The organism is Nocardiopsis sp. CNR-923 (assembly GCF_001942255.1).
Classification (GTDB): Bacteria; Actinomycetota; Actinomycetes; order Streptosporangiales; family Streptosporangiaceae; genus Nocardiopsis.
Map to the genome: position 1 here is coordinate 1 of NZ_MKKC01000102.1, position 21,823 is coordinate 21,823.

The following is a 21,823-nucleotide window of genomic DNA, read 5'->3' on the forward strand; positions in this document are numbered from 1 at the left end:
GGACGATCTCCCAGAGCCCATCGGGCAACACGTCACTCACAGTCCGTGATCATGCCAGGCTCGGAGTCATCTCGCAGGACTTTTGAGATGAGCTCTTAGGCACATGAGAAAGGGGTGATTCATAAGCTCTGGTTATGATGTGGGCGCACAGCGCGTCGGAGGTGCTGCGGCAGCACGTCCCGCATCCGCGGGGAGGCCCAGGTTCGAGTCCTGGTCGACGCTCCACCAGCAGGGGAGGCACAGAGCGGGAGGACCCCTATGTTCCACGGCTCGATTCCCGCTCCCCTCCGCTCACTCATCCACGAGCACGCCGGGGCCTGGCCCGACGGCACCGACATCTACGTCGGCTGCTCGGGGAACTTCACCATCGAACGCACCCTGCACGCTCGCTTCGGCAGTGACCGGCGGGTCCACGGCAACGACATCACCGCGTATAGCTGCGCCCTCGGCTGGTTCCTGGCCGGGGAACCTCCCCCCTTCACCCTGCGCGAGGAACACGAGGACGTCCTCGGATGGCTCAGACCCTACCTGGACACCCCCGCAGACACCCTGGCCACACTCATGCTCGGCACCCGGCTCCTGCCCATGGTCGGTAAGTTCGGCACGTACTACGAGCGGATGGTCGCCGGGACCCGTGAGCAGTGGCCTGACATGCATGCCAAAACGTCGGCCAAGCTGGAAGCGCTCACCGTCCGCCTCGCCAGCTTCTATGCCGGGGACGTCCGGGACTTCCTCGATGAGGTTCCCTCCGAAGCCCCGGTGGTGATGTTCCCGCCGTTCTACAGCGGCGACTACCAAGCGCAGTTCGCAGCACACGGCAAGTTCTTCGACTGGCCCGAACCGGATTGGCGCGATCTGGATGAGGACGGCAAAGAACAGATCATCGAGCAGGTCCACGACCGGCCGAACTGGGTGCTGGGCCTGCACGTGGAACGCCCCGAACTGCGTGAATATCTGGCAGGGAAGGTGCAGACCGCCAACCGGGGCCTGCCCATCTACGTGTACGCCGCCTCCGGGCAACGGCGGATCGTCCGCCCCCGCCAGGCCACTGAACCCATCCCGATGCCGAAGATCGGTGCTGACGAGGAGATCGGGGACCGGTTGACGATCCATCCGCTCACCGGTGGCCAGTTCGCGCAGATCAGGTCACAGTTCATGTCGAAGAGATCCTGCCAGGATCTCCGCTGATCGCGTGCGGAGTCGCCGTCGACGGTCGGCTCCTGGGAGCGTTCGCGTGGCTGCCCCCGAAATTTGACCCCGCGACCGCCTACCTCATGTCGGACTTTCCGGTGTCGTGGACGCGGTACCGGCGCATGTCCAAACTGATCGTGATGGCGGCGATCAGCCAGGAATCCCAGGTGCTGCTGCAGCGGGCACTGTCCAAGCGCATCACCGGCTGGTCCACAACTGCGTTCACGAACCGCCCCAACTCAGCGAAGTACGGGCGCGGCATCCCTGGAGCGAAACTCCAGAAACGCACCACACCGGGCGCCGACGGAATCCACGAGTTCCAGCTCCAGTACGGCGGACCCATCGGGAGATACAACCTCACTGCCACCTTGGACCTGTGGAAGCGCAAGCACGCGAAGAACGCCCGATGACCAGCACCGAGGGCCCGCGCATCCGCCCCAGGATCGTGCGCCGCGACCCGTCCGCACTCACCCGCCTGGAAGTCAACGCCCACTTTCAGAGGAAGGAGGAGTTCGACCAGCTCGTCGAGAACATCCGGGCAGATGGCTGCCTCACCTCAGTACCCCTGGTGTACGGCGGTGGCGATTACGCCGAGGGTGCCGAACTGATCCTGTCGGGCAACCATCGGTGTGATGCCGCTGTGGTGGCTGGCCTCACCGAGATTGACGTTCTGCTGATCAGCGAGACCCTCACGAGGGATGAGCTGATCGCCAAGCAGCTCTCGCACAACGCGATCACCGGTGACGACGACCCCGCGACCCTCGTCCAGCTGTACAACTCCATCGAGGACGTCGACTGGCGCACCTACGCGGGTTTGGATGATGCCCAACTCGCCCTCCTGGACGAGGTCAACCTCGAAGGCCTCAGCGAAGCGAACCTCGACTTCGCGACGGTGTCCCTGGTCTTCCTGCCACCCGAGCTGGAGCGTGCCCGCGAGGCGCTTGACCTCGCCCGCGCCGGAGCGAACGCCACCTGGCTGGCTGCCTACTCCGACTACGAACCGGTCCTGGACGCCCTCACGAGCACCCAGAACGCCCACAACGTCGGCAACGTCGCGACCGCACTCGGCATCATCCTCGCCGTGTTCGAGGCTCACATCGGTGACCTCCAGGACGGATACCTCGACCCGCAGGGCGACCACGTCCACACCAAGCAGGTCGGGTGGGAAACGGTGTTCGGGTCGCGGACTCTGCCCGCAGAAGATGCCGCTGTGATCATCCGCGCCCTCAAGCAGGCGCGAAAGAACGGCTCGATCCCCGACGACCGGCCGTGGCAGATGATGACTGACCTCGCCCGCGCCTACGTGGGTGAAAGCCCATGAGCAGCAGAACCAAGAAGCCTCAGCGTCGCACGCTGGCGCCCACCGTCCTGCACCCTGAGCGTGACCCGTGGGAACAGCAGCCCGGCGAGACCGAACCCCAGTACGCGTGGTTCCGGCACTTCCTGGATTCCGGTCGCGGCCGCACCATGGCGGGAACCGCGGACGACCTCAAGAAGAACCCCTCCTACATCCGTGCGGTCGCCGCGGCCCGGCTGTGGCTTCAGCGCGCCGCTGCCCATGATCGTCACCGCGACGGAATCCGTGAGCTGGTGTGGCGGGAGAAGTGCGTCGAAGCGGCCGACGCCGACGCGAAGATCCTCAACGCGGCCGCCGGGAAGATCGCCCAAAGGCTGATGTCGATGGACCCGCGCCAGTTGAGCGACGGCGACTTCATCCGGTTGTTCGATGCCGTGATGCGCCACCGACGCCAGCTCTTGGGCCCGGCCGTCGCTGTCGACGCGAACGTCAGCATCACCAGCGACGAGACCAAGCTGGATCGCGACATCCTTTCGTTGCTGGACCAGATGGACGCTGTTGAGGGGGGCCACCGGTGACCAGCCAGTACGAGATCGCCACGATGGACTGGGGTGGCGAGACGACCGACGCCATCGTGGCGCTGCCTGGCGCCTTCAGCCGTGAACCGGTCGAGGCGCTCTACGAACAGCCATGCCAGCGCATGGGGGATCGGTGGTGGAGCACCGATATCGCCGTCGCGGACATCGGCGTGCTCCGACGCATCGTGTCCGACCAAGGTCGAGCCCCTGTCGCTGTCCCTGTCCTGCACACCCGATACGACGCCGTCGCGGTGCGGGTGATGGAGGTGGAGTTGCGCCCTGCGGTGGCCTTGCTCTCCGTCACCACTCTGGGACCAACTGAGCTCGCTGTTCCCGATCCCTCTGCCAGACCAGCAGTCCTGTGTCCGGATGGGTACCGGCGGGTGTGGTCCGCCTCAGCCACTGTGGCCCCTAGCCTTGACCAGCATGAGACGGTGGCGTTGACCGTGGCCACAGTGATGGAGCGCGTCCCCGAGACGCTGGCCGACGCTCGGATCGAGCGTGCCCTGGTGTCCACCCAGGCCGGTGTACGGGTCGAAGTCGTGGTGTCGGAGGAGGCACGGACAGGACCGATCGACGTGACTCTTGCCGACGGACCCGCGCGAGGCCGCACGGTGATCGCAGAGCACCCGGACCGGCCACTACATGTGCTGATGCCACCACGCTTACATGAGAGCGCTGGCCGAACAGCGGAGTACCGGCCGACGCCCGGTCACCCACACCGATACACCTTCAGGGGGTACCGGTGAGCGACTGCCGCGACAGCGAACGCCGAACGCACCAGGCCCCGCCCTCTCGGGACAACCAGCTCCCCGCGGACAGCGGTCTGCTCATGGCCGCGCCTGTCCCTGGGAGGCTCGTCATGCCCACCGTCCCGCGGAGGGTCCCCGACCGGGTACGCGTCGGTCACCTCCACCTCCAGGTCCTGATTGACCAGGGCGCGATCGATGCTGCCAGTGAAGAACGCGACGGCCCCCTCTCTGGGTACAGCGATGCCGAACAGCAGCGCATCGTCCTGGCTCCCGGTGCCGGACCTGACTTCGAGGCCGAGACGCTTCTGCACGAACTCCTGCACATGTGCCTTCGCGTGTCCGGCCGGGACCCCAACGAGGACGCCAAGGCCGAAGTCGATGACATCGAGGAGAGCACCGTCAACTCGATGTCAGGGCCTCTCCTCGCCATTCTGCGTGACAACCCCGACCTCGTCGCGTACCTGACCGCCACACCCCCCTGGGCTGGGGGCGGTTGATGCACCCACGCGTTCAAGACCTACTCGCCCACCCCGAGAGGGACCCCGACACCGCCTCTGAGATCCGGCGACGCATCACCCGAAACGACCCGTTGCGCTTCGCCGTCATGTACTTCTCCCACCACATGAGAATCCAAGGGCAGGTGACACTGTCCGATTTCCACCGCGACCTCGCGGAAATGGCGAGCAACTGGGTCGAGACGGTGACGAGGCCAGCGGAGGAGCGAGACGCGATCATCGCACCCCGAGACGCAGCCAAGTCCACGTGGTGCTTCCTCTTCCTGCCGATGTGGGCAGCCTCCCACGGGCACCTGCGGTTTGTGGCGGCGTTCGCTGACTCAGCATGGCAGGCTGAGAACCACCTGGCGACGTTCCGCGAGGAGCTGCGCAGCAACGCGTTGCTGCGCGCCGACTACCCGGAACTGTGCTCCTCCGGGACGGGACGTCATGCCAAAACCGACCGCAAGGACATGTACCAGGCGCAGTCCGGATTCGTGTTCGTTGCGAAGGGCATCGACGCCAAGACGTTGGGGTTGAAGGTCGGCGCGCACCGTCCGGATCTGTTGCTGTTCGATGACATCGAACCCGACGAGAGCAACTACTCACCGGCCGCCGTCGACAAACGCCTCAAGACGGTGCGCGAAGCGGCGCTACCGATGAACCTACGCGCCAGAGTGCTGCTGGTCGGCACCGTTGTGCGAGTTGGCAGCATCATCCACCAGCTCGTCCGCCACCGCGAGGATCCCCAGGACTGGATCAGCGAGGACAACTGGCGTGTCCACCACTACTTGCCGATCCTGCGCGACGACGACGGAACCGAACGCTCCCTGTGGCCGGAGAAGTGGCCGCTGGAGTTCCTGAAAGCGATCCAGCATACGAGGTCGTTCTTCAAGAACTTCCTAAACAAGCCGATGGCGATGGACGGCACTTGGTGGGCCGAGGGCGATATCCGCCGCGCCGGAGCGTACTTGTCCCAGCGCACCATCATGTCGATCGACCCGGCGGTGACCAGCAACGACGGTAGCGACGAGACCGGCATCGCGATCCTGTCCCGCTCTGGGACGAAGACGATCGTTCGCCATGCTGCGGGGTACCGGGTTGCGCACGGCGAACCGATGAAGCGCCTCGTCGAGCGGCTACTCGTCGAGTACCCGGACGTGTCTGCCATCCGCATCGAGTCCAATCAAGGCGGTGACCTGTGGAATCTCGCGTTCGCGGGTCTGCCGGTGAAGGTGCTGCTCCGGTCCACGACTCTCAACAAGGAGGTCCGGTTCGCGTGGTTGTTGAACCGCTACCAGCTCGGACGTGTCCTGCACGACGGCCCGATCCTCGCTGCTGAGGAGCAGATGTACGCCTACCCCATGGTCACTCATGACGACGTCATTGACGCCATTGCCATGGGTGACGCCGCCTTGCACCCGCCCCTGAACGGAAAGCGCAAGGTCGGTGCCCGCCGACGTGCCTGACACCCAAGAAGGGAGGTGCTGACCATGCCCGGGTCCACCGATCTGCTGTACGCCCTCGCGGAACTCGATGAGGCCCGCAAGGGCTACGACGAGGCGACCGTGTTCTACGAGGGACGCCCGCAGGAGATCTACTCGAGCGCGAAGGTCCGCCAGCTCCTTCGTGAATCGCAGCTCCATGACCTCAAGAACCTGAACTTCGCGAAAACACCGGTCGATGAAGTGGTGGGTCGGCTGCGTGTCACCTCCGTGTCCGCCGTAGACGACGACGGCCGCCCCCACAAGGAGGCCCAAGCTGCCCTCGACCGGATCTGGTCCCGCAACAAACTCGACCGGCAACTCCCGAACCTGTGGAAGGACGTGTCTCAGCTCAAGGACGGGTACTTGTTCGTGTGGCCCGTCCTGGACGAGGACGGCGGGGTCGAGGACGTTGACGTCATTGTGAACGCCCCGCGCACCATCCACCTGGTCTACGCAGAGGACCGGCCCGCGGAGGTGGACTTCGCGGTGAAGATGTGGTGCTCTGACCGCGCCCGAGGCGCGGAGGTCCACCAGGCCCGCATCTACTACCCCGCAGGCCGCATCGAGTACTACGAGACCCGGCCAGGCACGGACTGCTCTCTCGCGAAGTCGTGGACCTTCGTTCACGAGATGGACCACAGTTACGGGGTGCCGCTGTTCCACTTCCGGCTGCCTTACCCCGAGCACTACTGGGCGTACACCGCCCAGCTCATCATCAACAAACTCGTGATCACCTCGGTCGCGAGCATTGACCGGCTCGGTTTCCCGACCCGCTACGGGCTCATCGACCCCACTGCGGACGACACCCGCGACGAGCTGTCGGCCGACGACCCCGACGGACGACGGCTCCTACCCACCGACCCGGACGACCTCGACGATGAGGACGACGACACCCGGCCTCGGCTGCGCGACGAACCCGGCGCATTCTGGGACCTGGACGGCTACAGGTCCGTGGGTGAGTTCGCGGCCGCCAACCCAACCGGGTTCATCGCCCTCAAGGACTGGTACGTCCGCTCCATCTCCCAGACCACCAACACTCCGCTGTCGTTGATGGACCCCCAGTTGCGCGGCCAGGTGTCGGGGGAGTCCCTTAAGGTCGCCCGTGAACCCCTCACGTCCAAGGTCCTGGAGCGCCAGGACCGCTACACCGGCGCCCTCAAGGACGCCCTGGAGCACGCCCTGTGGCTCTTGGGCATCGAGGACGCTCACGTGACGGTGTCGTGGGCCCCGGCTGGCCCCACCGTCGCTGAGGAGGATCCCGTCGATGTGGAGCTCGCCCGCGCGGAGCGAGTCATTCGCATGCTCAACGAGTTGTCCTCGGCGGTGGCGGTGGGCGTCATGAGCCGCCAGGAGGCCAACCAGATCATGGACCGGCTGATGCACCTGGTCCAGGGATCGATCACCCAGGAGAAAGGCAAGACCGCATGAGCACATGCACCCTCACCAGCTCAGTGGGTGGGTGTCGAAGTCACCGACGAAGGCCTGTGGAACCGGTTCTCTGACGGCACGCTGCTGCCGTTCGTCGCCGGAGGCGGAGATGACGACGGGGACAAGGACGGCGACTCTGCGGCCAAGGTCGGTGACGAAGGCACGGACGACGCTGACAAGGACGCTGCCGACGACGATGGTGACCGGGAGGAGACGGTGACCTTCACACTCAAGGAGTGGGAAGAGCACCAGCGCAAGCTCCGCAAGGCGAACCGGGAGTCTGCCAAGCGGCGCGGCTACCTGGAGAAGGCTGGCATCGACCCCCGCACGGGCGAGCTATCCAGAACGACGATGAGGACGACGAACCTGAGGAGGAGCCGACCCTCCGCAAGAAGCCCAAGACCAAAACCGACAAGGCCGAGGACAGTGACGACGAGATCGACGTCGACGGATTCCGCCAGGCGTACGAGAAGCGGATCAAGACCGCGGCCGAGCGCGCCGAGGCCCGTACCGAGATGAAGTGGAAACGCGGAGTCGGCCGCACCGCGGCCCGAGCTGCCCTGGCCGACGCCGGGTGGACCGGCACCGACATGAGCAGGGTCATGAAACTCATCGACATCGACGACGTCGACCTCGACGACGAAGGCAACGTCATCGGCATGGACGAGCAGGTCACGTCCATCAAAGAGGAGTTCCCCGAGTGGTTCCGCACGTCGCGCCGTCGCGGCGGGGGCAAGGGGGCCGACTCCAAGGGGGACGGTCGGGGCTCGACCGGTGACGTTGGGGGCTCCAAGCAGACTCCCAAGGCCCCCAAACCTAAGACCTGGAAGGAGGGCTTGGCCCAGCAGGCATTCGGGAAGCGCACCTGACCCATGGTCTCTTCCGGATTCGACGACATCCCGATCCTCACCGGCCCCGAACACATGGCCGTCGGCCGCCGGTTACAGACCGAGGCCCGCGAGGCACACTCCACCGCCCAACAAGCGGCGCTCGCAGCCCAGGCGACTTCGCACTTCACCGCGGCCAACGCCCACGCCACCATCATGCTGGCCCGCATCGTGGCTGAAGGCGGCGACTCCGAAGGCTTCTGCACTACTGGGACTGACTACCAGCGCCGATCCCACTGCGTCCCCGCCCTGACAGGGCGGGGACGCAATTTGTGCTGAGAGCACATGAGAAACCACAGAATCGTGCATTGCGGTTATGATCCGGGCAGATGTCGCCCAGTGCGGCGGCGTCAGGAAGCGCGTGAGCGCACACCCCCCAGATAGAGCACGGGACTCAACCAACCCGTAGACACCCCAGGTGTCGGGCGGTCCGTGAGGACACACAGGCAGCCCGTGAGGGCACGTCCACCATCCGCGGGCTGACTCTCTGGGGGTTATCCGATGTCCCGCGCTGTTTGCGACCCGGCACCGCCGGGTGTGTTCCTGGGGTTGCGCGCCAACGGCGACCCCATCCACCTGTACGCCGGCGCTGCGCCCGCCGACCTCGACGACTGGACCCCGGTCGAGTACGACTCCGAGGTGTGGCAGCGCGTCATGCAGGAGTCGGTGATCGAGCGCGAGGCCGCACCGGTGCCGATGTCCACCCGCACCAAGGCCGTGCCCCGCTCCGAGGGGCTACGGGTCCGGTTCGGCCGCACTTACACCGACGACGACAGCGAGAAGTCCTCGTACTTCTTGAAGGCACGCAAGATCATCTCCCGAGTCGCCTTGGACGAGGACGACCTGTCCGACGCCGAAGCGCTCATCGACGTGCTGGGCGCCACCGAGATCGACTACGCGATCAGCTACGCCACCGCGGTCGACCACGCCTGTCTTGGCGTCACCGAAGCCGAGTCCGACATCGACTCCGACGAGCGGCCGTTCACGTCCGTGTACCGGACGCTGCGCACCTCACACACCGCCAACCCAGACCTCGGGTACACCGCGGACGACCACTACGTGCCCTGGGACGGCTCCCGCGGCATCGCGACCACCGGGCCGGACGGCAGCAGCTTCTTCGAGAGGTCCTCCGCGATGGTCTCCAAGGTGGAGACCGGCCGGTACTTCTCCCCAGCTGAGTCGCTGATCATTGCCGACCCGTCCTTCAAGGACGTCATGCGCACCTCCACGAACTCCCACGGGGATCCGATCTTCAAGGAGACTGCGGCGATCGACCGGTCCGGGAACCCCTACGACACCCTCTACGGGTACCGGATCGCGTGGACGCACGGTTCCCGCACCCACCCCACCGCCTCGCAGGAACCGGCCGGGAACCCGCTGCTGTTCTTCGGGTCCAGACGCGCCCTGCGCCTGGGGCGGCGCGAAGGGCTTCGCACCCTGTTCAGCGAAGCCCGCGCCCAAGACGACCGCGACGAGGCGGCTGTGAAGTTCCGGTCCAGGCGCGGGTTCGCGTTGGCGCACCCCAAGGCGTGGGCGGTCCTGGAGGAGGTCGGTCCCGCCCCGGACCCCGAACCGTAGGGCGGATCCGCTGCACCGTCCCGCACACAGCCAGAAATCCCGTGTGTGCGGGACGGGCCCTGGCCACAGAGGAGGATGCATGGGCGCGTGGGCAACCGTTGAGCACGTCAAGGCCATCACCGGGTTCGACGCGACCGAAGGGCAGGTGCTCCGAGCCGAGCACCTCATCGAGCTGATGTCGGGCGCGGACCTGGACTCCACAACGATCGGCGCGCGCGACCGCAAACGACTGCGCGCGGCTGTGGCCTACCAGACCGTGTTCATGGGCGAGCACCCCGACGTGTTCACCAACGTGGACGCCGACATCATCCGCCAGGACGGCGTCGATGTGGACTTCTCCCATGCCAACGCTGGTCTGCTGGCGCCGCTGGCGCACCGGGCGCTGCGTCGCCTGTCGTGGCGGGGCACTCGCACTCGGCGGGTCGCCCATCGCAAACGGGTGGCGCGGTGGCGTGACGACTGGGACTACGACACCTTCGACCCGCGGTGGCGCGATGTGCGGGGATTCCGCTGATGACCTACCACGCCCACACCCGGATCACGGTGCTGCGCACCCCGTCGGGGGAGGACTCGCCCACCAACGCGTGGGGAGACCCGGTCGACCTGCCTCGAGGGCAGGAACCGGTGCACCTGTCCGGTGTTCGTGCGGCCCTCCAGCAGGAGACGGTCCGCCAGTGGCAGCCCAACGAGCGCCGGTGGACCGAGGTGACCACCTGGACGGCTCGGGTCCGTCGGGACCTGGACATCGTTCACACCGACCAGATCCGTGACGACCGCACCGGTGACCGGTTCGTCATCGACGAGATCCACACCCCCACCGGGTTCGCCGGGTGGGCGCACACCCGGCTGCAACTGACCCGGGTCCGCTGACCGCCAGGAGAGGAGGAACCGCCATGGCGCAACAGGCACGCATCGTTATGGAGCCCGGTTGGGAGAAGGATCTCCAGCCGCACATCGACCGCACCGAGAACCGGCTGGCGCACGCCGTCGCCGCGGATGCCCGCCGCTACGTGGGCGTGCGCACTGGTCGGCTCCGCTCCACGATCCGCGTGCAGGACAACCGGGTCACCGTCGGCACCCGCTACTGGCGTTATCACCACGATGGGACCCGCCCGCACACGATCCTGCCGCGCAACAAGAAGGCGTTGTACTGGCCTGGCGCCCGTCACCCGGTGGCTCGGGTACACCACCCCGGCACGAAGGCCAACCCGTTCCTGAGGAAGGCGTTGTACCAGCGCCGCACCCTCCCGGATGTGACCTGATGGCCTACTCCCAGCCCGTGCCGACAGGGTTCCTGCCCACGACCACCCGGGTCGCGATCGACTGGCTCAAGACCATCCCGGGCCTGCCGGCCGAGCAGATCAACACCGCGCTGCCCACCACCCAGGACGGTGCCGTGAACTACGAGCCGTGGGTCGAGCACGGGTTCGTGCAGGTCGGGATCGGTGCGGGCGGCGGCCCGATGATGGACCTGCCCGTGAACGAACCGGTGGTCACCCTTACCTGCTGGGCAGCCAGCCTGCACTCCAAGAAGCCGCAGTGGGGCAAGGCCAACGACCTCGCGGTCGTCATCATCCACGCCACCTACGAGCGCCGCTTCCTGGGGCCGATCGCGACCCGGCCCGGCTACGAGGACGTCCGCGTGTTCTCCGCCTACGCGACCGGAGACCCGCTGGAAGTCCAGGGGGAGTCGTCGCACCACGTCGGCTACGAGTTCGACCTGGCGCTGCGGTGGGTGCGCGACCCCGCCCCGAGGGGGCAACGGTGAGCGGCCTGTACTGCCTCATTGGCGACACCACTGGCCAGCGCATCACCAGCGGCGGCCTGGTTGTGACCCACACCAACCGTGCCGAGCTGGAGTGGCTGTTCCCGAACCTGCGGGTCGAACCGATTCGCATCAACCCCGCCGAGACGTTGCCGGTCCAGTTCATGCCCGGCTGCGAAGGCATCACGTTCCCCCTGGACAGGAGGCAGTTCCGATGACCACCACACCAACCACGGCCGGGGCCGGTGACGAGGGCATCCCGCCCGGCCACGTCCGGGTGCGGGTGCCGTTCAACCCACCCGAGCAGATCGTCCCCGAGCGCGTCGCGAAGTCGCTGCGCCGCCAGGGCTACCTGCGCGACGCCGACGGAAAGCCCCTCCCCATAGAGGACCCACCGGCCATTGGGGGACAAGACACCGCCGACAAGTCCCCACCGCCCACCCGCGAACAGGACACCGGCACCGCAGAGCCCCGATCGGCCCGGGCCCGCACCAACACGAAGGCACCTGAGATGGCTGTGATCGTGGAGCCCCGCAACCTGACCTCGGGGGCGGGCGAGCTGTGGTCGGCCGAAGTCGGAGCCAGCGAACCCTCCGACGACGAGATCAACCTCGATGTCGACCTGACCGCCGTCGCCAACGAGTGGGAGGGGTTGGGCGGCACCAACGACGGCATCACCCTGAACGTGTCGATCGAGTACTTCGAATTGGAAGTCGACCAGGAGCTGGACACCGTCGAACGGCGCGCCACCAAGCGCGACGTGTCCGTGGCAACGAACCTGGCCGAGCTGACCCTGGAGAACCTGCGCCGCACCCAGAACGGCGGCACCACCACCACCGGCAACGGCGTGAAGTCCTACGAACCGGCGACCGGCCGTGAGCTCGCCCAGCCCCACTACTCCGCCCTTCTGCTGGACGGGTGGGGACCCGCCCACCAGCGGCGCCGGTGTGTCATCCGCCGAACCCTCAACGTGGCGGAGACCAGCACCTCCTACTCCAAGGACGGCATGAGCCTCTACCCAGTGGAGGTCCACGGCCACTTCGTGGCCACCAACATCAAGCCGTACCGGGTCTCGGAAGGCATCCCCGCCGCCCCCACCCCGTGACCCGACCGCTCCTTCACCCTCCTCACCGGGCCAACCCCCCTCACGGGCGCGGGAAGCGCGCGCCTCCCACACCAGCCGGCGGCTGCGGCGGTAGACGCCGGCACCGTCACGTGAGGAAGGCCCACCCCCATGTCGGTAGACGACGTGACCACCAGCGACGATCTCGGCCTGGTGCTGCCCGACAGCACCGACACCCATGAGGTCGAGATGGTGCCCCTGTTCACCCTTGACGGCATCACCTATGAGATCGCGAAGGTGTACCCGGCGAGCCTGGCCCTGGACTACCTGGAGGTCGTCAACGAACGCGGCCAGGAGGCCGCCTGGGCGTGGCTCCTCAAGGAGGTCCTGGGCGTTGACGCGTGGAGCGTCCTGCGGTCCCACCCCACGCTCACCCAGGAGCACATGGACGCCATCGGTGAACAGGTCCGGTTCTACGCCCTCGGGGACACGAAGGGAAAAGGCGTCCCCCGGCGCGTCACCGGCCGCAAACGCGAACCCAAGAAGAAGCCCCGGCAGAAGGCTGGCGGGCGGCGCTGACCCGATGGCGGCGCGAGTACGGATGGGTGCCTGACCACTGGGACGACCTCGCCTCGGACTTCTCCCACCTGCACAGAGTGCGCGGACCCCTGGAGGAGCTGCCCGCGACCTGGTTCTGGCCGATGTGCGCCCGCACCTTCGCCTACCAGGGCGTGATGCGGGCCCGCCTCGAAGCCGCACAGGAACGTGGCGCGCCGTCTGCCCCCGCCCCGGCTCCGCCCGCCAGGCGCCCAGGGGCCGGTGCGCGCTCGGTGTCCGCTCGATCTGAGCGGCAGGTCATGCCGGCGCTCGACTTTCGGGCTGACGATCCGCTGCTCGCCGACCACGTCGAGACCTCCGCTACCCCCCGCTCCACAGAAGGGGACTGAGGCATGGCAACGGGGGGCGGGTTCAAGATCGCCACCGGGTGGGTGGAGATCGTCGGCCGAGCGGACAAGGCACAGATCCGCCGCACCGTCCATCAGGTGGGAGAGGAAGCCGGACGGCAGCTCGGCACCTCCTACGGTCAGTCCGCGCAGCGCTCGATGGCAGCCCAACAGGGGCAGACCGACACCCAGTTCGCCTCGGCCGGGCAACGATCCGGGGCGGCGGCCGCCTCAGGAATGCGAGAAGGCATCGCCGGATCCCGGGAAGGCGTGGCAGCCGCAGCCGGGGCCACCGGAGCTTCGGCCGGACAGCGGTTCACCCAGCAGGCCACCCACCACATCCGCAACGGCAACACCCAGTTCACCTCGGCCGGGCAGTCGGCGGCGAACGCCGCCGGGGCCGGTATGGGCCCAGCCGGGGACCGGGCCGGGCGCGGCTTCACCCGCGGACTGGCCTCCGGGCTGGGCGGTGTCGGCGCGGTGGCCGCCGGCGCCGCCGGGGTCGCCATCGGCGCTCTCGGCCTGATCGGCGGCTCCGTCCTGACCATCTCGGGCGACTTCGAGCAGGCCATGAACGGTGTCCGCGCGGTCACCGGAGCCACCGGCGCAGAGTTCACCCAGCTCCAGACGCTCGCGGAGGACATGGGTTCTTCCACTGCGTACACCGCCACCCAGGCAGCGAACGCCATGGAGTTCCTGGGCATGGCGGGGTTTCGCACCCAGGAGGTCATGGCCGCTCTACCGGACGTCTTGAACCTGGCCGCCGCAGGCAAAACCGACCTGGCACGTACGGCCGACATCGCTTCGAACGTGCTGTCTGGGTTTGCCCTGGAGGCATCGGAGATGGGTCGGGTCTCCGATGTGCTCGCGCATACGATGCGCCGCACCAACGTCGACCTGTCGATGCTCGGCGAGTCGATGAAGTACGCGGCTCCGCTCGCCACCGCGGCGGGGTGGTCACTGGAGGAGACCGCGTCTGCGGTCGGCTTCTTGGGTACGCCGGCATCCAGGGGTCCATGGCCGGTACCGGCCTCAACAGCATCCTGGCGACGCTGTCCGATACGTCCTCCACCGGTGGCCGCAGGCTCGCGGAGTTCGGTGTCGAGGCGCTGAACGCGTCCGGGCAGGCTCGGCCCCTCACCGACGTTCTGACTGACCTCGCTGACAAGGGCGCGGGGGTTTCGGACGTCGTCCGCATCTTCGGTTTGGAGGCCGGCCCCAAGCTTCAATCCCTCCTGGGTCAGGGATCCGAAGGTATCCGCGAGCTGATCGGGGAGCTGGAGGGTGCGGAGGGCACCGCGGCGGAGATGGCCGGCATCCGCATGGAGGGCTTCAACAGCGCCATGCTCTCGGCCAAGTCCGCCGTGGAGGGTCTGATCATCGCCATCGGCGAGATGGGTGTCCTCGACCTCGGCGCCGCTACGATGAACACCGTCACCGCAGCGGTCCGGAACATGACCGGCTGGATGCGCGAGAACGAAGGCGTCGTCAAGACCGTCATGGCCGTGGTCGGCGGACTGGTCGGCGTGCTGTCCACCGTCATCGGCGTGGCCCTGGCGGTCAAGGGTGCGATGGCTGCCGGGGGTGCGGCCGTGGCCCTGCTCTCGAACCCGATCGGGTGGATCGTCACCGCGGTGCTCGCGGTCGGCGCGGCTCTCCTCTACGCCTGGAAGACCTCCTCGTCCTTCCGGGCCGGGGTGGTCGCGGCGTGGGACGCCATCAGAGCTGGGTGGTCGGCGCTCTGGGACGGTGCGCTCCAGCCGGGGCTGAACGCTCTGGTGGAGCTGTGGCAGGCCCACTGGCCCGGTATCCGAGCGACCGCCGTGGAGGTGTTCGACCGGGTTCGGCAGGCCTGGGGGGCGCTGTGGGACGGGGCGTTGCGTCCCGGGCTGGAACGTGTCGCTGAACTGGTCCGTGAGCACTGGCCGCAGGTGAAGGACACCGCCCGGGATGTGTTCGGCGCGATCACCGGGTTCATCGACGAAGTCCGACCGAAGTTCGAGGAGATCTTCGGGTCGGTCGTGGAGATCGTCCAGGGGGCGCTCGGGTGGATTCAGACGAAGTGGAGCGAGCACGGCGACCTGATCATGGGCGTCCTCGGGTTCACGTTCGCCCGGATTGTGGGAATTCTCAAGGGCGCTTTTGAAATCGCCAAGGGAATCGTCGTTGGCGCCTGGCAGATCATCACCGGAGTTTTCTCCGGAGCCTTGGATGTCATCGGCGGCATTCTCAATATCTTGATCGGAGTCTTCACAGGAGACTGGGCAAGAGCCTGGGAAGGGGTCAAGGGTGTCTTCTCGGGCCTGTGGACAGCGATCGTCGGTATTTTCCGAGGCGCGGTCACCATCGTCTCCGGAGTCATCCGAGGTTTGATCGAGGCGATCAAAGCACCGTTCCTGTGGCTGTGGAACTGGCTCGTCGGTAACTCACTCGTCCCTGATCTTGTCAACGCAGTCGTCGCCTGGTTCGGGAGGATGCGCGACTGGGGGGCGGCCGTTATCGGCGCGATGCGTGACTGGATCATCGCCCGGGTCGTGAACCTGCGGGACCGAGCGGTTGCCGCCGTGTTGGGCCTGTACGAACGGGCGGTCGCGTACCTGACGCTGATGCGTAACGTCAGCGCGGCCCTGATTGGGGCGATGCGTGACTGGGTGATGTCCCGGGTGGTCAGCCTGCGGGATCGGTTCGTCGCCGCTCACGTGAACTTGCGGGACCGGGCTGTTGCCGTCCTGGTTGGGCTGCGCGACCGGGCTGTGTCCATCGCCGCGCAGATCCGCGACTGGATCCTGTCCCGGGCCAGTGCGTTGCGTGACGGGTTCGTCGACCGGTTCAACGCGATCCGGGACCGGGCGATCTCCGCGTTCACCCGGGCGAAGGATGGAATCAAATCAGTCTGGAAAAAGCTTAAATCAGCCGCCAAAGATCCCGTCAACTTTGTCATCGAGACGGTGTACTCGGAAGGAATCAAAAAATTTTGGGATTCCATAGCGAGCAAACTCGGAATGTCGAAACTGCCCTCGATCAAGAAACTTGCGACCGGGGGTAGAACCCGGGGAGGAACCCCCGGAGTCGATTCCATCCCTGCCCTTCTCATGGCTGACGAGTATGTGATCAAACGCTCCTCGGCGAAGAAGATTGGTTTCGACCAGCTGGAGTACATGAACCGCACCGGCGAGCTCCCGCCGGTGCGAAAGTTCGCCCGTGGCGGCATCGTGTCCGCTGTCGAGGGATTCATCCAGAAGGGCAGAGACTACTTCACTGACGGATTCATGGCGGCTGTACGGGCGGTCACCGCGCCCATCAAATCCGAAATCCGATCCCTGTTCGGCGCGTCGGGGTTCCGTGGGCTGCCCACGAAGATCGTCGACCATATCATCAGCAAGCTCCACGACTTCCTGGCCCCTTTCGAGTCGGAGATGTCGGGCGGCGATGCCCGGAAGGTTGTGCAGGTTGCTCGCGAGCAGGTCGGCATCAAGGGGCGCCCGAACAAGTTCACCGAGCCGTTCTTCTCTGCGGCCTGGTGTGGCATGTTCGTGGATTGGGTTTTCAAGCGGGCTGGTGCCCACCGTGCTCTCAAGGACGTCCGTCACGGGTGGACGCCGCTGGTTGCGAACTACACCACGCTGCCCAAGGTGTCCCGGGCGGACGCTCAGCCAGGCGACCTGGGCCTGTACCGGGGGGACGCGGGGCACGTCAACGTCCTCACCGACCCGGAGACCGGGGAGACCGTCGGCGGCAACGAGAGCAACTCCGTACGCAAGCAGTACGGCTACATCAACTCCGCGAGCAGCATCCGCCGACCGGCGTTCGCTGAAGGCGGCCTTGTCGACGCCGACCTCATCGAGGCTGCCGGGGGCCTGGCCGGGTTCCGCGACACCGTGTGGCAGGACTACCCCGAGACCCCTGGCATCGACGGGTATCGCGACCTGTTCACCCCACCGCCGTGGGCCGGATCCCCGACCGGCATGGTGCGCGGCTCCGGAACCCATGATGACGGCGGTGTCCTGCTGGACCGGACAGCGGCTGTCAACCGGTCGGGGGAGGCGGAGCTCGTCGTGCTCCTGGAGGAGATGCGTGCGTGGGCCGAAGCCGCCCGCAACGCCACCTCGGCGACCTACATCAACGTGACAGCGGACATGTCGAAGATCAAGACTGTCGCAGATCTGGAACGCATGATCGAGCGTCTCCAGCTGATCGCACGGCAGCACGGGGCCCGCACACGGATTGGAGCACCATGACGAACTGGGCGGACCATCCGGGCCACGGCACCGACGGGCTCGTCCACTCCCAAGGCAAGCACGGCGGCGTCATGGCCATCGGCACGGTCGAATACGACAGCGGGCAGGCGCAGGTGCGGCTGCACGACCGTCTCGGCGGAGGGGTGGTCGAGACTCTGGCGGAGCTGTGCGGCGGGGGACAGGAGACCGAGCGGTGACCACCTCGATCACGATGGGCCATTCCAGCGACGGATACCTGGAGTCCTCCTCCACCTCCTACACGCAGGCCGTGCAGGGCAGCGGCACCGTCCTGGTCCCCGGCAACAGCGCCTCGCTGATGTACGTCGGGCAATCCGTCGGCTCCGGGGTCCGCTACGTCTTCCAGTCGTTCGTCCGGTTCGACCTGAACGTTGACCCTGACACCACCCCGGTCACGGCGTACCTGCGCCTCCAGGCCGTCCAGTCGAGTGGCTCCCGGGTCAGCCGCGCCTTGGAGGTGCGCTCCTACAACTGGGGAACGTCGGTCACTGCGGGGAACTGGCGAACCCCGTCCCAGCTCAACGCTCTACCTCTGGTCGGACGGGTCGTCGACGCCCAAGCCGCTGGCGCGTCGGCGATGCGTGTGGGGCTGGACCTGGACGAGGTCGCTACCTCGGGGATTCGCAGGTATGCGCTGGTGTCGTCCCGCAACCGCTCACAGCAGACCCCGGTCAGCCTTGAGTGGCAGACCCTGCGCCAGGCCGAACCGGGAAACGCGGTGGCGACCCGACCCACCCTGTACGTGGGGGCGGCTACCAAGCACCTGCTGGACCTGTCAGCCGGCTGCCAGGTGCAGCTCTCGGACGGCTCCCACGTCTACCTTGTCCAGAGCACCCCGGCCCCTGGGCCACTGACGTTCACCGTCATGCACCGCTCGACCGACGGCACCACCACCGAGGTGGGCACCCTGTCCTCTGTCGCCGCCCGGCGCGGCACGCAGACCGTCGCGATGGCCCGTGACGACCGCGACACCGTTTATGTCGCCAACGACTCCGGGGCGAACCGGTTGATCATCCGCGCCTACAGCCGCGCCCCCGACGGCACGTGGGCCGTGAGCGACAGCCGTACCGGCGTGTTGCCCGCCTACGAACGCCGGGTCAACAACGTGGTGATGGCCTGGCACCCCCAGGGCAGTGCCCGAGGCACCCTTGTCGCCGTCGTCGGCCGCGAAGCGGGGCCGAACACCGGCGTCCAACTGGCCTACGCCTCATCAGCTGCGACCACGTCCAAACCGGCAGCGGAAACCTGTTCCGCGGGTCCGGCAACGCCACCGGCACCATGGTCGACCCAGCCGCCCCGTCCGGCCTGAACTGGACCAACGAGACCGGCACGCTCCTCGACATTGGAGCCGCCCCCGACGGCTCCAACCGCGGGTTCGTGACGTGCGCGAGTCAGCACCAGACCCTCGGGCAGCGCCACTCCATGTCCATCGGCCGCTACCAGCTCTCCGCCGATGGGGCATCGATCCGCACCACTCGCGAACTCGACGGGGTGTCCGGGTTCTCCGTCCGCGACCCCGACGCCAAGACCCGGCTGCTCGCCCTGTCGGAGACACAGTTCGTCACCGTCACCGCGTCCTCGAGCGTCGAGATCGGCCTGACCGTCAAGCACCGACAGCAGGGCACCGGCAGCAGCGACTTCTCGGTGCTCGCTGATGTGGGTATGGACGCCATGGGGTTGTCGTCCATGCCCAGCCCCGCCGCCCTGGCGGTGTCCTCAGCCTGGGATGCCGTCTACGATCCGGCACGTCACCTGGTGTGGATCTACTACATCGACACCACCGGCCGGCGACTGATGAAAACGCACGTGTCCCTCCACACTGGGCTCGCCGCCGGTGACGAAGTAGAAGTCGCAGCCGACATCGGCCCGGCCAACGCCGTCCACCACGCCATCCGTGTGCACCGCGGCTCCACCATCGGGCAGCAGGTCCTCATCACCATCGCCGCCCGCACCGGCACCGATCACGACCTCTTCTACGTGCTGGAGGAAGTGAACCTCGCCCCCGACATCCCCGACCGGCGGTCCGCCCCGAACTTCGACGCCACTGGGCCCGCCACCCTGCAGTGGGTGTTCAGGGACCCGAACCCGAGCGACATCCAGTCGGCCTACCAAGTGCAGGTGTGGAACGATCTCACCGACACCCTCACCTACGACTCCGGTAAGACACCGTCCTTCGCCGAAGCACACACACTCCCTGGTGACACCCTCACCAACGGGGGGCGGTGGCGGTGGCGGGTCCGCACCTGGGACCGTCTCGACGCCGAGTCGCCTTGGTCCTCTGCGGGGCGCTTCGAGACGTCGGCATCGGGGAACGTGTCCGTGACGTGGCCCCCCGTCGACAACACGCCCACCCCGACCGCGGACCTCCAAGTCCAATGGGCCATCACTGGCGCAGTCCAGGACCACTACCGGGTCAGGGTCGTGCGCACCACCACCGGCACCGTCCACTCTGACACCGGGTGGATCGAATCCACCGCGACCGGCCACCTGGTGCAGGGGCTGACGAGCGAAGTCGAGCACCGCATCGAAGTGACCGCCCGGTCGAACGGCATCGAGAGCAGCACCGGCTCCCGGCTGGTCACCCCGGACTACTCACGGCCCATCGAGCCCGTGGTGGCGGTGGTCCCGGTCGACGACGCCGCCCACATCCGAGTCGAGGTCGACCACCCTCCTCCGGGGATGGACCTGGGAGGGCCCGACGGCAACTTCGAGGCCGGGTCCATCGCCGGGTGGGTGACCGATCCTGCGGTGGAGGTCGTCGGCACGAGTGGCGCGCTCGCCTTCTCGACAACCACCACGGTCGCGGTCCCCGCAGGCACACGGGATGGGGACCTCCTGCTGTGGTGGACGGCCGCTAACTACGACGAACAGCTGCTCACCACTCCCGCCGGGTGGACCGAGCAACAGTACGTGCCCTTCGGGGAAACTGGCACGGACCGGCACGGCCTGTGGTTGCACAGCAGCATCGCGAGCAGCGAGCCCGCTTCCTATGACCTGCTGTGGGGCGGCACGCAGTGGCACTCGTCCTCCGGGGTTGCGGTCCGCAACATCGCCGGGTTCAACGGCTGGGCGTTCACCAGCATCGACACCGGAGAAGAGGTCGTGTTCCCCTCTGTACCGGTCCAGGTCGGAGACGTCGTGCTGTACCTGGGGTACACCGCGCAGTCCGGGACGCGAACGATCACCCCGACGGTCGTTGTCGACGTCGACAACGACCGTGGCGTGTGGGTGGGGCACATCCGGTCCGAACAGGCGGGAGACACCCCGCCGCGCACGTTCCGTCTCACCGGACCACAGCACGCGATGGCGGCCGCCGTGTTGCTCCTGACCCCGCTGGCGCGGTTCACCGCCACCGATGCCCATGCCCACGCCGGTCAGTTCTCGGCCCGTCTGCTGGTGAGCGGCACCCCGCCGCGCGCTGGAGTCCGCCCGGCGCAGGGCCGCCGCGTGGAGGTGATCCCGCACCACCGCTACACGGTCTCATACTGGGCACGCACCGAAGCGGACCTGTCCGGGGTCACCGCCACCCTGGACTGGTACTCCGCGGACGGGCAGCTGCTCAGCTCATCCTCGGCTGCGCCCATCACCCTGCCGACGGGGGAGTGGGTGCTGATCCAGCACTCCGCGTCGCGCCCTCCGGCGCGGCGTGGGCGGGGCATGGGCCCGACGTGCACGCCCCGGCGGACGGAGCCGAGATGTTCGTGGACAACATCGAACTGCGCACCGCGAGCGACATCCCGACGCCCGTCGCCACGGAGATCTGGAGGTCCGGCCCCGGGACCGCAGTCTCCGAGCTCCTGGCCACGATCGCTCCCGGCGACTCCTATCGCGACTACCTCACGGGCTCGGGCCGCTCCTACACGTACACCGCTCGCGCGGTCACCCCCGACGGTGCGAGCGCCGATTCTGCTCCCGTGTCGGGGAGCGTCCGGTTCGCTGGGGTGTGGATCCACGACCCCCAGGACGCCGAAACCACGATCCGCCACTACCTGTACGGGCGCGCCCAACGCTCCCACACCGTCGACGTCGAGCACACCGCGCACCACTACGTGGGCCGCCCCCACCCGGTAACTGCGTGGGGGGAGCACCAGACCGACACCTGG

At 67.3% G+C, this 21,823-nt stretch carries 23 protein-coding genes, 1 tRNA gene and 1 pseudogene; 24 read left to right on the top strand and 1 reads right to left on the bottom strand.

What is annotated here, in order from left to right; translation table 11 throughout:
- Positions 1-152 precede the first annotated feature (152 nt).
- The 9 genes from BJF83_RS18160 (at position 153) to BJF83_RS18195 (ending at position 7,227) form a co-directional block, all read left to right on the top strand.
- Positions 153-225, top strand: a tRNA-OTHER gene (locus tag BJF83_RS18160).
- A 33-nt stretch (positions 226-258) separates the two neighbouring features.
- Positions 259-1,188 carry a hypothetical protein gene (locus BJF83_RS18165; RefSeq protein ID WP_262391661.1) on the top strand — a complete coding sequence of 310 codons (930 nt, stop codon included), beginning with the start codon at positions 259-261 and terminating at the stop codon, positions 1,186-1,188.
- A 32-nt stretch (positions 1,189-1,220) separates the two neighbouring features.
- Positions 1,221-1,601 carry a hypothetical protein gene (locus BJF83_RS29545; protein ID WP_394329356.1) on the top strand — a complete coding sequence of 127 codons (381 nt, stop codon included), beginning with the start codon at positions 1,221-1,223 and terminating at the stop codon, positions 1,599-1,601.
- A complete protein-coding gene (locus tag BJF83_RS18170; RefSeq protein WP_075927246.1) occupies positions 1,598-2,512 on the top strand; it encodes a ParB N-terminal domain-containing protein in 915 nt (304 codons plus the stop codon). Before BJF83_RS29545 ends, BJF83_RS18170 begins: the two co-directional genes overlap by 4 nt.
- Complete coding sequence (locus BJF83_RS18175; RefSeq protein WP_075927247.1) at positions 2,509-3,066, top strand: hypothetical protein; 558 nt, start codon at positions 2,509-2,511, stop codon at positions 3,064-3,066. Before BJF83_RS18170 ends, BJF83_RS18175 begins: the two co-directional genes overlap by 4 nt.
- Positions 3,063-3,815, top strand: coding sequence for a hypothetical protein (locus BJF83_RS18180; RefSeq protein ID WP_075927248.1), 753 nt, complete (start codon positions 3,063-3,065; stop codon positions 3,813-3,815). Before BJF83_RS18175 ends, BJF83_RS18180 begins: the two co-directional genes overlap by 4 nt.
- The gene (locus tag BJF83_RS18185; protein WP_143831956.1) at positions 3,812-4,315 is read left to right on the top strand and encodes a hypothetical protein; all 504 of its coding nucleotides are present in this window, start codon (positions 3,812-3,814) and stop codon (positions 4,313-4,315) included. Before BJF83_RS18180 ends, BJF83_RS18185 begins: the two co-directional genes overlap by 4 nt.
- A 92-nt stretch (positions 4,316-4,407) precedes the next feature.
- Complete coding sequence (locus BJF83_RS18190; protein WP_143831957.1) at positions 4,408-5,781, top strand: hypothetical protein; 1,374 nt, start codon at positions 4,408-4,410, stop codon at positions 5,779-5,781.
- A 24-nt stretch (positions 5,782-5,805) separates the two neighbouring features.
- Positions 5,806-7,227, top strand: coding sequence for a phage portal protein (locus tag BJF83_RS18195; RefSeq protein ID WP_143831958.1), 1,422 nt, complete (start codon positions 5,806-5,808; stop codon positions 7,225-7,227).
- Positions 7,228-7,239: 12 nt separating this feature from the next.
- Here the strand turns inward: BJF83_RS18195 and BJF83_RS26940 are convergent, their stop codons facing one another.
- Positions 7,240-7,476, bottom strand: a complete 237-nt coding sequence (locus tag BJF83_RS26940) for a hypothetical protein (protein WP_143831959.1) — start codon at positions 7,474-7,476, stop codon at positions 7,240-7,242.
- Between BJF83_RS26940 and BJF83_RS18200 the strand changes: the two genes are divergently transcribed.
- From BJF83_RS18200 to BJF83_RS18275, 15 genes and pseudogenes are all read left to right on the top strand, one after another.
- Positions 7,464-8,096, top strand: coding sequence for a hypothetical protein (locus BJF83_RS18200; protein ID WP_075927252.1), 633 nt, complete (start codon positions 7,464-7,466; stop codon positions 8,094-8,096). The genes BJF83_RS26940 and BJF83_RS18200 overlap by 13 nt on opposite strands.
- Before the next feature lie 3 nt (positions 8,097-8,099).
- A complete protein-coding gene (locus BJF83_RS18205) occupies positions 8,100-8,393 on the top strand; it encodes a hypothetical protein (RefSeq protein WP_075927253.1) in 294 nt (97 codons plus the stop codon).
- Between the two features lie 222 nt (positions 8,394-8,615).
- Positions 8,616-9,692 (top strand): phage major capsid protein, encoded by a 1,077-nt coding sequence (locus tag BJF83_RS18210; protein WP_143831960.1) that lies wholly within the window; start codon positions 8,616-8,618, stop codon positions 9,690-9,692.
- A 79-nt stretch (positions 9,693-9,771) separates the two neighbouring features.
- Complete coding sequence (locus BJF83_RS18215; RefSeq protein WP_075927255.1) at positions 9,772-10,206, top strand: hypothetical protein; 435 nt, start codon at positions 9,772-9,774, stop codon at positions 10,204-10,206.
- Positions 10,206-10,562, top strand: a complete 357-nt coding sequence (locus BJF83_RS18220; RefSeq protein WP_075927256.1) for a hypothetical protein — start codon at positions 10,206-10,208, stop codon at positions 10,560-10,562. Before BJF83_RS18215 ends, BJF83_RS18220 begins: the two co-directional genes overlap by 1 nt.
- A gap of 23 nt (positions 10,563-10,585) precedes the next feature.
- Entirely contained in the window at positions 10,586-10,954 is a 369-nt protein-coding gene (locus BJF83_RS18225; protein ID WP_143831961.1) for a hypothetical protein, read from the top strand.
- Positions 10,954-11,460 carry a hypothetical protein gene (locus BJF83_RS18230; protein WP_075927258.1) on the top strand — a complete coding sequence of 169 codons (507 nt, stop codon included), beginning with the start codon at positions 10,954-10,956 and terminating at the stop codon, positions 11,458-11,460. Before BJF83_RS18225 ends, BJF83_RS18230 begins: the two co-directional genes overlap by 1 nt.
- The gene (locus BJF83_RS18235; RefSeq protein ID WP_075927259.1) at positions 11,457-11,675 is read left to right on the top strand and encodes a hypothetical protein; all 219 of its coding nucleotides are present in this window, start codon (positions 11,457-11,459) and stop codon (positions 11,673-11,675) included. Before BJF83_RS18230 ends, BJF83_RS18235 begins: the two co-directional genes overlap by 4 nt.
- Positions 11,672-12,562 (top strand): hypothetical protein, encoded by an 891-nt coding sequence (locus BJF83_RS18240; protein WP_083678595.1) that lies wholly within the window; start codon positions 11,672-11,674, stop codon positions 12,560-12,562. The genes BJF83_RS18235 and BJF83_RS18240 overlap by 4 nt, the downstream gene beginning before the upstream one ends.
- A 129-nt stretch (positions 12,563-12,691) precedes the next feature.
- A complete protein-coding gene (locus tag BJF83_RS18245; protein WP_075927260.1) occupies positions 12,692-13,099 on the top strand; it encodes a hypothetical protein in 408 nt (135 codons plus the stop codon).
- A 26-nt stretch (positions 13,100-13,125) separates the two neighbouring features.
- The gene (locus BJF83_RS18250) at positions 13,126-13,467 is read left to right on the top strand and encodes a hypothetical protein (RefSeq protein ID WP_075927261.1); all 342 of its coding nucleotides are present in this window, start codon (positions 13,126-13,128) and stop codon (positions 13,465-13,467) included.
- A 567-nt stretch (positions 13,468-14,034) separates the two neighbouring features.
- Positions 14,035-17,702 (top strand): annotated as a pseudogene (locus BJF83_RS18260) (phage tail tape measure protein).
- On the top strand, positions 17,699-17,899 hold the full coding sequence (locus BJF83_RS18265; RefSeq protein WP_075927264.1) for a hypothetical protein: 201 nt from the start codon (positions 17,699-17,701) through the stop codon (positions 17,897-17,899). Before BJF83_RS18260 ends, BJF83_RS18265 begins: the two are co-directional and overlap by 4 nt.
- A complete protein-coding gene (locus BJF83_RS18270; protein ID WP_075927265.1) occupies positions 17,896-19,029 on the top strand; it encodes a hypothetical protein in 1,134 nt (377 codons plus the stop codon). The genes BJF83_RS18265 and BJF83_RS18270 overlap by 4 nt, the downstream gene beginning before the upstream one ends.
- On the top strand, positions 18,999-21,791 hold the full coding sequence (locus tag BJF83_RS18275) for a hypothetical protein (protein ID WP_075927266.1): 2,793 nt from the start codon (positions 18,999-19,001) through the stop codon (positions 21,789-21,791). Before BJF83_RS18270 ends, BJF83_RS18275 begins: the two co-directional genes overlap by 31 nt.
- Positions 21,792-21,823: the final 32 nt, after the last annotated feature.

Coding starts and splice junctions, on each gene's coding strand:
- BJF83_RS18165 (WP_262391661.1), top strand. CDS start 259: ATGTTCCACGGCTCGATTCCCGCTCCCCTCCGCTCACTCATCCACGAG.
- BJF83_RS18240 (WP_083678595.1), top strand. CDS start 11,672: ATGACCACCACACCAACCACGGCCGGGGCCGGTGACGAGGGCATCCCG.
- BJF83_RS18225 (WP_143831961.1), top strand. CDS start 10,586: ATGGCGCAACAGGCACGCATCGTTATGGAGCCCGGTTGGGAGAAGGAT.
- BJF83_RS18215 (WP_075927255.1), top strand. CDS start 9,772: ATGGGCGCGTGGGCAACCGTTGAGCACGTCAAGGCCATCACCGGGTTC.
- BJF83_RS18245 (WP_075927260.1), top strand. CDS start 12,692: ATGTCGGTAGACGACGTGACCACCAGCGACGATCTCGGCCTGGTGCTG.
- BJF83_RS18205 (WP_075927253.1), top strand. CDS start 8,100: ATGGTCTCTTCCGGATTCGACGACATCCCGATCCTCACCGGCCCCGAA.
- BJF83_RS18275 (WP_075927266.1), top strand. CDS start 18,999: ATGGTCGACCCAGCCGCCCCGTCCGGCCTGAACTGGACCAACGAGACC.
- BJF83_RS18265 (WP_075927264.1), top strand. CDS start 17,699: ATGACGAACTGGGCGGACCATCCGGGCCACGGCACCGACGGGCTCGTC.
- BJF83_RS18230 (WP_075927258.1), top strand. CDS start 10,954: ATGGCCTACTCCCAGCCCGTGCCGACAGGGTTCCTGCCCACGACCACC.
- BJF83_RS18210 (WP_143831960.1), top strand. CDS start 8,616: ATGTCCCGCGCTGTTTGCGACCCGGCACCGCCGGGTGTGTTCCTGGGG.
- BJF83_RS18175 (WP_075927247.1), top strand. CDS start 2,509: ATGAGCAGCAGAACCAAGAAGCCTCAGCGTCGCACGCTGGCGCCCACC.
- BJF83_RS18170 (WP_075927246.1), top strand. CDS start 1,598: ATGACCAGCACCGAGGGCCCGCGCATCCGCCCCAGGATCGTGCGCCGC.
- BJF83_RS18220 (WP_075927256.1), top strand. CDS start 10,206: ATGACCTACCACGCCCACACCCGGATCACGGTGCTGCGCACCCCGTCG.
- BJF83_RS18195 (WP_143831958.1), top strand. CDS start 5,806: ATGCCCGGGTCCACCGATCTGCTGTACGCCCTCGCGGAACTCGATGAG.